This is a genomic window from Massilia norwichensis, assembly GCF_024753245.1.
GTDB lineage: Bacteria > Pseudomonadota > Gammaproteobacteria > Burkholderiales > Burkholderiaceae_D > Telluria > Telluria norwichensis.
On sequence record NZ_JANUGX010000004.1, the window covers coordinates 155,218 to 167,882 of the forward strand.

General features: G+C 66.4%; 12 protein-coding genes. 6 read left to right on the top strand and 6 right to left on the bottom strand.

Annotation, left to right across the window (positions count from 1 at the left end; all coding sequences use genetic code 11):
• The first annotated feature begins 136 nt into the window (after nucleotides 1-136).
• Entirely contained in the window at nucleotides 137-1,534 is a 1,398-nt protein-coding gene (argH, locus tag NX782_RS05265; protein ID WP_258844362.1) for an argininosuccinate lyase, read from the top strand.
• Nucleotides 1,535-1,625: 91 nt separating this feature from the next.
• On the opposite strand, the gene NX782_RS05270 is transcribed toward argH, so the two are convergent.
• Complete coding sequence (locus NX782_RS05270; RefSeq protein ID WP_258844363.1) at nucleotides 1,626-2,675, bottom strand: NF038122 family metalloprotease; 1,050 nt, start codon at nucleotides 2,673-2,675, stop codon at nucleotides 1,626-1,628.
• A gap of 256 nt (nucleotides 2,676-2,931) precedes the next feature.
• Between NX782_RS05270 and NX782_RS05275 the strand changes: the two genes are divergently transcribed.
• Genes NX782_RS05275 through NX782_RS05290 form a run of 4 tightly spaced genes read left to right on the top strand, consistent with a single transcriptional unit; the run spans nucleotide 2,932 to nucleotide 4,551 of the window.
• On the top strand, nucleotides 2,932-3,174 hold the full coding sequence (locus NX782_RS05275) for a hypothetical protein (protein WP_258844364.1): 243 nt from the start codon (nucleotides 2,932-2,934) through the stop codon (nucleotides 3,172-3,174).
• Complete coding sequence (locus NX782_RS05280) at nucleotides 3,174-3,836, top strand: HAD-IA family hydrolase (RefSeq protein WP_258844365.1); 663 nt, start codon at nucleotides 3,174-3,176, stop codon at nucleotides 3,834-3,836. Before NX782_RS05275 ends, NX782_RS05280 begins: the two co-directional genes overlap by 1 nt.
• Before the next feature lie 56 nt (nucleotides 3,837-3,892).
• A complete protein-coding gene (locus tag NX782_RS05285) occupies nucleotides 3,893-4,324 on the top strand; it encodes a hypothetical protein (protein WP_258844366.1) in 432 nt (143 codons plus the stop codon).
• A gap of 11 nt (nucleotides 4,325-4,335) precedes the next feature.
• Complete coding sequence (locus NX782_RS05290; protein ID WP_258844367.1) at nucleotides 4,336-4,551, top strand: helix-turn-helix transcriptional regulator; 216 nt, start codon at nucleotides 4,336-4,338, stop codon at nucleotides 4,549-4,551.
• On the opposite strand, the gene NX782_RS05295 is transcribed toward NX782_RS05290, so the two are convergent.
• Complete coding sequence (locus NX782_RS05295; protein ID WP_308632826.1) at nucleotides 4,529-5,104, bottom strand: cupin domain-containing protein; 576 nt, start codon at nucleotides 5,102-5,104, stop codon at nucleotides 4,529-4,531. The two genes, NX782_RS05290 and NX782_RS05295, sit on opposite strands and share 23 nt — an antisense overlap.
• An 82-nt stretch (nucleotides 5,105-5,186) precedes the next feature.
• On the opposite strand from NX782_RS05295, the gene NX782_RS05300 reads away from it, so the two are divergent.
• Nucleotides 5,187-7,232: a UvrD-helicase domain-containing protein gene (locus NX782_RS05300; protein ID WP_258844368.1), complete on the top strand. Its 2,046-nt coding sequence runs from the start codon at nucleotides 5,187-5,189 to the stop codon at nucleotides 7,230-7,232.
• Nucleotides 7,233-7,371: 139 nt separating this feature from the next.
• On the opposite strand, the gene paaZ is transcribed toward NX782_RS05300, so the two are convergent.
• The 4 genes from paaZ to paaK all read right to left on the bottom strand — a co-directional run bounded on the left by paaZ (nucleotide 7,372) and on the right by paaK (nucleotide 12,660).
• Nucleotides 7,372-9,420 (bottom strand): phenylacetic acid degradation bifunctional protein PaaZ, encoded by a 2,049-nt coding sequence (gene paaZ, locus NX782_RS05305; protein WP_258844369.1) that lies wholly within the window; start codon nucleotides 9,418-9,420, stop codon nucleotides 7,372-7,374.
• 110 nt (nucleotides 9,421-9,530) lie between these two features.
• Nucleotides 9,531-10,124 carry a phenylacetic acid degradation protein PaaY gene (paaY, locus tag NX782_RS05310; protein ID WP_258844370.1) on the bottom strand — a complete coding sequence of 198 codons (594 nt, stop codon included), beginning with the start codon at nucleotides 10,122-10,124 and terminating at the stop codon, nucleotides 9,531-9,533.
• 1 nt (nucleotide 10,125) lies between these two features.
• On the bottom strand, nucleotides 10,126-11,331 hold the full coding sequence (gene pcaF, locus NX782_RS05315; protein ID WP_258844371.1) for a 3-oxoadipyl-CoA thiolase: 1,206 nt from the start codon (nucleotides 11,329-11,331) through the stop codon (nucleotides 10,126-10,128).
• A gap of 18 nt (nucleotides 11,332-11,349) precedes the next feature.
• On the bottom strand, nucleotides 11,350-12,660 hold the full coding sequence (gene paaK, locus NX782_RS05320; protein WP_258844372.1) for a phenylacetate--CoA ligase PaaK: 1,311 nt from the start codon (nucleotides 12,658-12,660) through the stop codon (nucleotides 11,350-11,352).
• Nucleotides 12,661-12,665: the final 5 nt, after the last annotated feature.

Consider the following 12,665-nt stretch of genomic DNA (forward strand, 5'->3'; position numbering starts at 1 on the left):
CCGTCTCCTTGTTGTTATGAGTACAGGCACATCATCCCGCATTTCATTCCCGAAGTCATCGCTCCAGCTTTGGGAGGCAGCGCGGTGCACAGTTTATAATCAGGGATTCAAGGAACTCCCCACACCCTCCTCCATCATGACCGAACAATTCGCCAAAAAAGCCGAGGCCTGGTCGGCCCGCTTCTCCGAACCCGTCTCCGACCTCGTCAAGCGCTATACCGCCTCCGTCTTCTTCGACAAGCGCCTCGCCCTGTTCGACATCCAGGGCTCGCTGGCCCACGCCGAGATGCTGGCCGCGCAAGGCATCATCAGTGCCGAAGACCGCGCCGAGATCGAGCGCGGCATGGCCCAGATCCGCAGCGAGATCGAGGCCGGCCAGTTCGAGTGGCTGCTCGATCTGGAGGACGTGCACCTCAACATCGAGAAGCGCCTGACCGAACTGGTCGGCGACGCCGGCAAGCGCCTGCATACCGGCCGCTCCCGCAACGACCAGGTGACAACCGACATCCGCCTGTACATGCGCGCGGCCATCGACGACATCCTGGCCCTGCTGAAAGGACTGCGCGGCGCCCTGACCGATCTGGCGGAGCAGCACGCGGACACGATCATGCCGGGCTTTACGCACCTGCAGGTGGCGCAGCCGGTGACCTTCGGCCACCATCTGCTGGCCTATGTCGAGATGTTCGGCCGCGATGCCGAGCGCATGCAGGACACGCGCCGCCGCGTGAACCGCCTGCCGCTGGGTGCCGCCGCCCTGGCGGGCACCACCTTCCCGGTCGACCGCCTGCGCGTGGCCAAGACCCTGGGCTTCGACGACGTCAGCCACAACTCGCTCGATGCTGTGTCTGATCGCGACTTCGCGATCGAGTTCACGGCAGCCGCATCGGTCTTGATGATGCACATCTCGCGCATGTCGGAAGAGCTGGTGACCTGGATGAGCCCGCGTATCGGCTTCATCGACATCGCCGACCGCTTCTGCACCGGCTCCTCGATCATGCCGCAGAAGAAGAACCCGGACGTGCCGGAGCTGGCGCGCGGCAAGACCGGCCGCGTCTATGGGCACCTGATGGGTCTGCTGACCTTGATGAAAGGCCAGCCGCTGGCCTACAACAAGGACAACCAGGAAGACAAGGAACCGCTGTTCGACACCGTCGACACGGTGCTGGACACCCTGCGCATCTTCACCGACATGGCTGCCGGCATCACCGTCAAGGCCGACAACATGCGCGCCGCCGCCCTGCAGGGTTACGCGACCGCGACCGACCTGGCCGACTACCTGGTCAAGAAGGGCCTGCCCTTCCGCGATGCCCACGAAGCCGTGGCGCATGCGGTGCGTGCCTGCGACGAGGCCGGCTGCGACCTGTCCGAGATGCCGCTAGAACGCCTGCAGGCATTCTCGCCGCTGATCGAACAGGACGTGTTTGCGGTGCTGACGCTCGAAGGTTCGGTCGCCGCGCGCGACCACGTGGGCGGCACCGCGCCGAACCAGGTGCGCAAAGCCATCGCACGCGTGCGCGGTCAGCTGGAAGGCTGATCCCGGCCTGGCCCCGCAAGGCCGGGCGCACCAAACGACAACGGCGCTCATTCGAGCGCCGTTGTTCTTTCCAGCCTGGCCTGAAGCGGAATTACGCTTTACGGCGGCGCAGACCGAAGATGCCGGCCAGGCCAAAGCCCAGCAGCGCCATCGTGCCCGGTTCCGGCACCACGTTCCAGCCGATCGCGTCGTACAGCTGCAGGTCGGTTGCGCTGATGGCCAGGCGTTCGCCGCGTGCGGCGGTCGGGTCCAGGATGCCGATGCCCAGGTTGTCCTTCCAGTGGCTGGCCTGCTGGCCGTCGCCGAAGGTGCGGCCGGTCGAGAAGGTCGCGATGTTCGAGCCGCAGTTATCCAGCGAGAAGTACTTGGTGCGGTTGTCGGCCGACCAGTCGATGTCCGCGCCTGCTGCCTTGCTGTCGGTCGAGCAGCGGAACAGGTCGGCCGGGGCGATGTAGGTGAAGGCCGCGTCCGAGAAGTTGCCGGTGCGGTTCAGGTCCAGGGTGTCGACGCCGCTGACGAAGCCGAGCGCGTGGCCGATCTCGTGGGTGGCCACGCCGATGAAGTCGAAGGCGTTCGCATCGACGCCATCGGTCGGATCGAAGTCCCAGGCGAAGGTGCTGCTGAAGGACACCGAGCCGTCGCTCAGCGGGTCGTGCGCGTCCAGCAGGCCGACGGCGCGCGCATTGGCGCTGGTCATACGGATCGTGCTGTTATTGGCGTTGCAGTTGTTGTCGAGGAAGGGGGTGGCGCTGCCCTTACCGTTCGGATTGACGCCGGTGCCGTTCATGTACACGTTCAGGCAGCTGCTCTTCGGCAGGTTGGCGACGGCCATCTTGTCGGTGGCGCCCCATGCATCGGCGATCAGCGCATTGCGGTAGGCGTCATAGCTGACGGTGCCGCGGGTCGAGCCGGTCGAGCCCAGCACGCCAGGGCCGAGGACCGAAAAACCGATGTTCAGATTGACCGTCACGTCGTCGTGCAGCACGGCGCTCCAGCGATTGGCCGCAGCCTGGAAGCCGCCCAGTGCGCGGGTGTCCATGTCCGGCGCATAGGTAAAGTTAATTACCAGCGCGTGGGCGGAGCCGGCAAACGCGCATGCCAGCAGGGGGGCCATCTTGAAGATTTTTTTCAGGTTTTTCATGTCTCTTTCCGCAGGTCGTTGATTTGTTATCTCGCGATCCACTTTGGGTATCGTCAATTTCATATACGCAAACTTTATGCCAGGAAAGACAAGTACTTGTTTCTAATGGGGAATTTATTATCTAGACGAAATTTATGATGGCGAATGTAAATATTTCCGACAGTTTCTGCCGATTCCTCGCGAACGCCGGTGCTGTTTCGCCCTGCGTAAAATCCTCCACAGCAGCGCGGCTGCGACTTTTTTGAGGATTTTATTCATGCAACGCTACAGGAACCTGGGCGGCGAATCCGGCGTGGTTGCCTACGACATCGATGCCGGCCAGATCATCGTCCAGTTCAGGAACGGCGAACGCTACCTCTACACCGAGGACAGTGCCGGCGCCGCCAACGTCGCCAGGATGCAGGCGCTGGCCAAGGCCGGCCGCGGTCTGTCCAGCTTCATCAGCCAGCACGTGCACGACCGCTACAAGCGCAAAGTCAATTCCGGTAAGATCTATTAATGACCCAAACTCCCCTGCCAGAACGCCTCTTTTCCGCCTTCCTGTTCGACATGGACGGCACCATTCTCACCTCGATCAAGGCCGCCGAACGAGTCTGGGGCCAGTGGGCTGCCAGCCACGGCCTGGACGTCGATGCCTTCCTGCCGACCATCCACGGCAAGCGCACCGAAGAAACCATCCGCGCCCTCGCGCTGCCGGGCGTCGACCCGGTGCGCGAAGCCGCCTTCATCACCCGCGCCGAGATCGAGGACGTGGCCGGGGTCGAAGCGATCCGCGGCGTGGCCGATTTCCTGGCCAGCCTGCCGAGCGAGCGCTGGGCCATCGTCACCTCGGCGCCGCGCCTGTTGGCCGAAGCACGCATCGCCGCCGCCGGCCTGCCGACGCCAAGCGTGCTGGTGGCCGCCGAGGACGTCGAACGCGGCAAGCCGGCGCCCGATCCTTTCCTGCTGGGTGCGCGCGAACTCGGCGTAGCGCCGGCCGACTGCCTGGTGTTCGAAGACACGCTGGCCGGATTGCAGTCCGCGGCCGCGGCCGGCATGGCGAGCATCGTCGTGACCACCACGCATACGCATCCGCTGGAAACCGAGGTCAGCGCGGTGCTCGATTACGAGGACTTGCGCGCGGTCTACGCGGCGGATGGTCTTCATGTAACTTATCGGTGACTTTTTGAGTCGCATAGGTTACACTGTCATTTCCATAACCCATCAAGGAGCAGGAAATGGCTGGAGAAACGACCCCGATCGATGCCGCTGCGCGCATGTCTCACAGCCACTCGCTGGCAGCTCTGACGATCGTCAGCATGCTGGGCCTGGCTGCCGTACTGAGTCTGACGCGCGCCGGTGGCGATGCCAGCAAGACCCTGTGGACAGTCATGCCGGCCATCATCGCGGTAACGGCGGGGTCGCTGTACCGCTCGTACAAGCGGGTCGATATCTGCGCGCTCAAGGCCGTGCGCAACGACGAACTGCGCCAGGCCAGTTTGTCGCGCGCCTGGCGCAACGGCTTCGTGGCGGTGCTGGGTCTGCAGCCCCTGCTGGCCCTGTTCCTGACCTGGAGCGGTACCGAATACGGCATCGCGCTGATGGCAGCCGTCACCGTGTGCGCCGGCGCCACGACCGTGCATACCAGCCTGCTCTGGTACGACCGCTGATGCGAGAAACGATGACCGAGCACCTGAGCACCACCATGAAAATCCAGCGCGCCCGCCTCGACCTGACCCAGGCCGAACTGGCCGAGCGCGCCGGCGTCACCCGCAAGTCGGTCAACGCCATCGAGGCCGGGCACATGGTCCCCTCCATCATCCTCGCGCTCAAGCTGGCCAAGGTGCTGGGCGTGACGGTGGAAGAACTATTCGCTATCGAGCTTCGCCCGAACTGATGTCATCCTGCTCGCCATGGTCGGCGCGATAAACACGCGGCTCCAGGGTCTCTTCCTCGATCGGCAGGTTCGCGGCCGGCGCGGCGGCGGCGTCGCGTTTCGGATACGGCGTGCCGTCGCGGTGCGTGTAGCTGTCGGTGCTGCCGTCGAACAGCAGGTCGATGTCCGGATAGGTGGCCTTGTCTTCCTTGATGCGCGAGCCCACCGCCAGGAACAGCGCCGTGCCCCAGCCGCGGTTGACCAGGTGATGGCCGTTCGGGCGGCCGGCCGGGAAGGCGGCGCAGTCGCCGGCGCGCATCAGGGTTTCGCCCTCGTCGGTGATCAGGGTCAGTTCGCCGGACACGACCATCACGAACTCGTCCTCGTGCGTATGCCAGTGACGCTGCGATGAGGCCGCGCCCGGTTGCAGTTCGGTCAGGTTGACGCCGAACTGGGTGATGCCGCCGGCGTCGCCCAGCGCCTGCCGGCTGCGCCCATTGACGGCCTCGGCGAAGGGGTCGGGGTAATCGGTGCCGGTGCGCACGGGAATACTGCTCAGATCTAACCTCGACATGGACGTTCCTCGTTAATGGATGAGTGAAGCGGGTTTCGACAGGTGACAGTGTATAGTAGCCAAAAAGCCGGAACCAACACGCATGTCCACGCAAGCAAACAGCCAGCAAGCCGCCATTCTGCAGTCTCCCCACAAGGTCAAACTCATCGCCGCCGTTGCCGGCGCCGGCAAGACCACGACGCTTGCGATGGAAGCGCGCCAGGCACGCGACGACGGGCTGTCCGAACGCGGCATCCTGGCCCTGTGCTTCTCGCGCGGCGCCCGCCTGCGCTTCCATGAAAAGCTGAAGGAAGAAGCGGGCGAGGACAGCAGCGTCTTCGTGATGACGGTCGAGGATTTCGCACGCCAGCTGATCGAGGACCTGGCCGAAAGGGGCCGCATCACCCGCCCGGTCGCCCACGCCGACGTCGAGGGCATCCGCGGCGAACTGGTGGCGGCCGCAGCGCGCGTCTGGCAGCGCTACCAGGAACAGGGCGTGCGCAGCGACTTCAATTTCGGCCTCGACGAAAACAACCAGCACCTGGACGACATCGCGCGCCGCCTGGCCCAGTTGAAGGCCGCGCTGGCCACCGGCGAATTCGCGCCGAAGGACAACGAGAACTTCGCCGAAGAGAACGACGACGACGCCGACTACGACGAGAGCGGCGACGGCGAACTGGCCGGCCAGCCGGACCCGATCGCCGACATCATCCGCGAGTACGAGGCGGCGCGCCATCCCTACCCCGACGACTTCCGCTGGCAGGGCCCGAACGACGCGGTGGCCGACCTGGTCTACCTGCTGCAGCGCCAGCCGTCCCTGGCCCAGGAGCTGCGCCGCTGGTCGCTGTACCTGGTCGACGAGTGGCACGACGTGAACGCGGCCGAATTCGAACTGCTGGCGCGGCTGCGGCGCGGCGCGCGCCTGGTGGTGGCCGGCGACAAGGACCAGACCATCAACCGCGAGCGCGGCGCCGACCCGGTCTTTTCAGGCCAGCGCTTCACGGACGCCTACCGCGCGGACGGCAAGCGCTTCCCGCTCGGGATGTCCTACCGCTTCGGTCCGGATGCCGCGGCGCTGGCCGACCGCCTGACGCACAACGGCTGCGAAGGCCGGCCGGACCGTGCGACGAACGTGCGCCGCGTGGCCTACGACCCCGCGCAGCCGGGTGCCTGCGCGCGCCTGGTGGCGGACACCATCCGCGAGGCCTTGCAGAAGGGCCGCCCCAAGCCCAGCAACCGCGACTTCGCCGTGGTGCTGCGCGACGTCGACCAGAGCATCGAGATCGAGACCGCGCTGATGGAAGCGAAGATCCCGTACAAGTGCGACGGCTTCGAAACCTTCCTGCTGTTGCCGGAGATCCTGCTGCTGCGCGGCGTGCTGCATTACGCCTGCGGCGATTACACGGCCCTCAAAGGCCACGCCGAGACCTGCGTGCAGATGGTGCTGGCGCTGTCGCGTTATTTCTATCTCACGCGCGACCCCAGGCACTGGAACCTCGAGGGCGCCGGGCGCCGTTCGGTGCTGGGCTATGCGCAGGACGAGGTGCGGCGCACGCCGGAAGTGCTGCAGAGTTTCTTCGACGGCGCCCTGCTGCGCGAGACGGAGTTCGACAGCCCGCAGGCGCGCCAGTCGAAGAACCTGATCCGGCCTGTGATCGCGAAGATGGCCAGCTTGAGCCCGACGGCGACCGCGTATGAGCTGCTGACCATGCTGCGCGAAGAGGTCGACCTGCACGACGCCACCAGCCGCGCCTTCGTCAGCCGCGACCGCGTCGTCTCGGCGCGCCGCTCGATCGACGCCTTCCTGCGCTTCGCCTCGACCCACGGCCAGGTGCCGGCGGCCGAATTCCTGGCGCGGCTGACGCAGATGGAAAACGACGTCGCGCTGGTGCGCAAGTCGAAGAACGCGAACAGCATCGGCACGCGGCGCAGCCTGGTGCGCGTGACCACCATCCAGGCAGCCAAGGGCCGCGAGTGGCCCTACGTGCTGGTGCCCTTCCTGCAGCAGGACGAGTTCGTGCGCACGCGCGACGCGACCAACGAGCTGCGCCACCTGTACGTGGGCTTGACGCGGGTGATGAAGGAACTGGTTCTGTTCGAGCCGGATGCGGCGTCGGCGGGCAGGCGGCTGGCTTACCTGAATAGTTAGCCAGTGAGCGTAAGCGTCAGCGCGTAAACGTCATCCCCGCGCAGGCGGGGATCCAAGCTCTGCATGCATATCGTCAGCACATAGGGAACTTGGATTCCCGCCTGCGCGGGAATGACGGTTTCCAAGCTGCGGGCAAGGTTCAGCCGCGCTTCTGCACCAGCGTCAGGATGTCATAGCTGGCCACCAGCTCGTCGTTCTGGTTGGTCACCTGCACGTCCCAGGCCACCACGCCCTGGCCGCGGCCTTGTTCGTCGGTGCGGTTGCGGTCGACCTTGCGCTTGCAGGTCAGGCGCGCGCGGATGGTGTCGCCGATCGCCACCGGCGCCACGAAGCGCAGGTTGTCGAGGCCGTAGTTGGCCAGCACCGGACCCGGCGCCGGCGAGACGAACAGGCCGGCCGCCGCCGACAGCACGAAGTAGCCGTGGGCGATGCGCTTGCCGAACTGGGTGTCCTTGGCGGCGATCTCGTCGAAGTGCATGTAGAAATAGTCGCCCGAGACGCCGCCGAAGTTGACGATGTCCGCCTCGCTCACGGTGCGGCGGTGGGTCAGCAGCGAGTGGCCGATCTCGAGGTCTTCGAACCAGCGGCGGAACGGGTGGATCTCCGTTTCCTTGACCTCGGCGCCGCGCACGTATTCGCCGGTCACGGCGGCCAGCATGGTCGGCGAACCCTGCACCGCGGCGCGCTGCAGGAAGTGCTTGACGGCGCGGATGCCGCCCAGCTCTTCGCCGCCGCCGGCGCGGCCCGGACCGCCGTGCTTCAGCTGCGGCAGCGGCGAGCCGTGGCCGGTCGAGTCCACTGCTGCGACGCGGTCGAGGATGTGCACGCGGCCGTGCGAAGCGGCCGCCACCGGCACCGCATGCGTGGCGATGGCCGGGTCTTTCGTCACCAGGGTCGTCACCAGGCTACCCTTGCCGCGCGCGGCGAGAATCAGGGCTTCGTCGATGTCGCGGTAGGTCATCATGGTGCTGACCGGACCGAAGGCTTCGATGTCGTGGACCGCATCGTTGATCAAGCCGTTGCGGCACAGGATCAGGGTCGGCGAGAAGAAGGCGCCGCTACCGCAGTTTTCACCGACCGGATTGAAGCCGTCGCGGGCGCTGAACAGGACTTCGTTGCCGCGCGCGAGCATCTCGACACGCTCGCTGACGTCACGGTGCTGGTCCATCGAGGCCAGCGCGCCCATGCGCACGCCTTCCATCTTCGGATTGCCGACCACGATCTTGGCCAGGCGCGCCCGCAGGCGCTCGCCGACCGCCTCCACATGCTGCTCCGGCACGATGACGCGGCGGATCGCCGTGCACTTCTGGCCGGCTTTACCGGTCATCTCGCGCGCGACTTCCTTCACGAACAGGTCGAATTCCTCGTCGTCCGGGCTCACGTCCGGCGCCAGGATGGCGGCGTTCAGCGAGTCGGCTTCGGCCGTGAAGGGCACGGCTTCGCGGATCAGGTTCGGGTTGGCGCGCAGCTTGGCGGCGGTATCGGCCGAGCCGGTGAAGGTGACGGCGTCGAAGCCCGTCATGCGGTCCAGCAGGTCGCCGGTCGAGCCGATCACCAGCTGCAGGCTGCCTTCCGGCACCAGGCCGGATTCCATCATCATCTTCACCGTCGCGTGGGTCAGGTAGCTGGTGGCGGTGGCCGGCTTGACGATGCAGGGCATGGCGGCCAGGAAGCTGGGCGCGAATTTCTCGAGCATGCCCCAGATCGGGAAGTTGAAGGCGTTGATGTGCACCGCGATGCCGCCGCGCGGCACCAGGATGTGGGTGCCGGCAAAGCCGCCGCGCTTGCCCAGCGCCAGGGCCGGGCCTTCGTGCAGCACGTTCGAGGACGGCAGCTCGCGCGAACCCATGCTGGCATAGGCGAACAGGGTGCCGATGCCGCCTTCGACGTCGACCCAGCTGTCCGGGCGGGTGGCGCCGGTCAGGTGCGAGATCTCGTACAGCTCTTCCTTGCGCTCCATGAGATGGAGGGCCAGGGCCTTCAGGCGCTGGGCGCGCTTCTGGAAGTCCAGCGCCATCAGCTCGCGCACGCCCTGCTTGCGAGCGTAGGTCAGGGCTTCGTCGAAGTCGATTTTCTCGGCGTGGGTGTGGTAGATCAGCTGGTTGTCCAGCGCGCTGTGCAGGGGCTGGTGGGCCGATGTACCGTGCCAGCGGCCGGCGATGTAGCTTTGCAGGGTGGTCGGGGTCATTTGTTCTGTCTCCTTCGAATTTGGATGCTTTTCCTTGGGTCCCCGCCTCCGCGGGGACGACGTTGGCTCGTCGTTCCCGCGTAGGCGGGAACCCAAGTTAACGCATATTGCTAACTTTTCTTCGGCTTGTGCGGCTCATCGAACACCATCCGTCCGCGGCCGGGCTCCACCTCGGTGAGCGCCTCGACTTCGCGCAGCGATGTCATCGAGCGCACGGCCAGATCGTGGTACTGCCGCGTGCCGTAGCTCTTCCATGCGATCTCTTCGTCGGTCACGGGACGAACGACCTTGGCCGGCGCGCCCAGCACCAGGCTGCGCGGCGGGATCGCCATGCCGGCCTTTACAAAAGCCGCGGCGCCGACGATCGATTCCGCGCCGACGACCGCCTTGTCCATCACCACCGCGTTCATGCCGACCATCGCATTGCGGCCCACGCGGCAGCCGTGCAGCACGGCGCCGTGGCCGATGTGGCCGTCGACTTCGACCACGGTGTCATCCTCGGGAAAGCCGTGCATCACGCAGGTGTCCTGCACGTTCGCGCCCTCTTCCAGGATCAGGCGCCCGAAGTCGCCGCGCAGCGAAGCCAGCGGGCCGACATAGCAGCGCGGGCCGACGATCACGTCGCCGATCAGCACCGCGGTCGGGTGTACGTAGGCGCTCGGGTGCACCACCGGGCGCAGGCCGTCGATTTCGTAGATCGGCATCTCAGACCCGCTCGACGATGAGGGCGATGCCCTGGCCGACGCCGATGCACATCGTGCACAGCGCGTAGCGGCCACCGGTCCGGTGCAGCTGGTTGACCGCTGCCGTCACCAACCGCGCACCGGAAGCGCCCAGCGGGTGGCCCAAAGCGATGGCGCCGCCGTTCGGATTCACGCGGGCGTCATCGTCGGCGACGCCGAGGTCGCGCAGCACGGCGAGACCCTGCGAGGCGAAGGCTTCGTTCAGCTCGATCACGTCCATCTGCTCGATGGTCAAGCCCGTCATCTGCAGCAGCTTTTTCGTTGCCGGTGCCGGGCCGAAGCCCATGATGCGCGGCTCCAGGCCGACCGTGGTCATGCCGACCACGCGCGCACGCGGGGTCAGCTTGTACTGGTCGACGGCGGCGCTGGAGGCCAGCAGCAGCGCGCAGGCGCCGTCGTTCACGCCCGAGGCGTTACCGGCGGTGACCGAACCGTCCGGCGTCACCACGCCCTTCAGCTTGGCCAGGCCTTCGAGCGTCACGTCCGGACGCGGATGCTCGTCGGTGTCGAACACGCGCGATTCGCCTTTTTTGCCATGCAGCGTGACCGGCACGATCTCTTCCTTGAACACGCCGGCGGCATGCGCGGCGGCCCACTTCTGCTGGCTGCGCAGCGCGAACGCGTCCTGGTCTTCGCGCGAGACCTTGAAGTCGCGCGCCACGTTCTCGGCGGTCTCCGGCATCGAGTCGATGCCGTACTGCGCCTTCATCTTCGGGTTCACGAAGCGCCAGCCGATGGTGGTGTCTTCGATCTTGGCCGTGCGCGAGAACGCGGTGTCGGCCTTGGCCATCACGAAGGGCGCGCGGGTCATGCTCTCGACGCCGCCGGCGACGATCAGGTGCGCTTCGCCGGTCTTGATCGCGCGCGCGGCCATGCCGACCGCGTCCAGGCTGGAGCCGCACAGGCGGTTGATGGTGCTGCCCGGGACCGAAGGTGGCAGGCCGGCCAGCAGGCCCGCCATGTGGGCCACGTTGCGGTTGTCCTCGCCGGCCTGGTTGGCGCAGCCGTAGTAGACGTCGTCGACCTTCGCCCAGTCCACGCTGGGGTTACGGTCGATCAGCGCCGCGATCGGCAGCGCGGCCAGGTCGTCCGCGCGCACGCCGGCAAGCGAACCGCCGAAGCGGCCGAAGGGGGTGCGGATGGCGTCGACGATGTATGCGTCAGTCATGAATGGATCTCCTCGATTTTATTTGTTGCGCTGGTCGACCACGCGCCGGGCCTTGCCCGTCATCGAGCGCTCGATGCCCTGGCTGGGCAGCAGGTTCACGCTGGTGGTCACGCCGATATAGGTCTTGATGCGGTGCTTCAGTTCCTGGGCCAGGGTCTGCACCTGGTCGTCGGTGAATTCGCCCTCTCGCAGCTCGCAACGGACCTCGAGCTTGTCGAGGTGGCCGTCCTTGCTGACCACCAGCTGATATTGCGGGGCCAGCGCCGGCATCTGCAACACCTGCTCCTCGACCTGGCTGGGGAAGACGTTCACGCCGCGGATGATCAGCATGTCGTCCGAACGCCCGGTGATACGCCCCATGCGGCGCATCGCGCGCGAGGTCGGTGGCAGCAGGCGCGTCAGGTCGCGGGTGCGGTAGCGGATGATGGGCAGCGCTTCCTTGCTGAGCGAGGTGAACACCAGCTCGCCCTCTGCGCCGTCCGGCAGCACTTCGCCGGTGTCCGGGTCGATGATCTCCGGGTAAAAATGGTCTTCCCAGATCACCGGGCCGTCCTTGCTCTCGATGCACTCGCTGGCCACGCCCGGGCCCATCACCTCGGACAGGCCATAGATGTCGACGGCGTCGATGCCGGCCGCCGCTTCGATCTCGCTGCGCATGGCGGCGGTCCAGGGTTCGGCGCCGAAGATGCCGACCTTCAGCGAGGACGTGGCCGGGTCGATCCCCTGGCGCTTGAATTCCTCGACGATGTTCAGCATGTACGAAGGCGTGACCATGATGATCGAGGGCTGGAAGTCCTGGATCAGCTGGACCTGCTTTTCGGTCTGCCCGCCCGACATCGGCACCACGGTGCAGCCCAGGCGCTCGGCGCCGTAGTGCGCACCGAGGCCGCCGGTGAACAGGCCGTAGCCGTAGGCGACGTGGACCATGTCGCCGGGACGGCCGCCGGCCGCGCGGATCGAACGCGCGACCAGGTTGGCCCAGGTGTCGATGTCGCGCCGGGTATAGCCGACCACGGTCGGCTTGCCGGTGGTGCCGCTGGAGGCATGCACGCGCACCACCTGCTCCCGCGGCACCGCGAACAGACCGAACGGGTAGTTGTCGCGCAGGGTCTTCTTGGTCGTGAACGGGAACTTCGCCAGGTCGGCCAGGGACTTCAGGTCGTCCGGGTGCACGCCTGCCTCGTCGAAGCTGCGGCGGTAATGCGCCACGTTCTCGTAGGCGTGCCGCAGCGTCTGTTGCAGGCGTTCCAGCTGCAGCGCCTGCAGCTCGTCGCGGCTGGCGCGCTCGATCGGTTCGAGATCGCCGGGTTGAGGAATGCGTTGCACCATCTCCT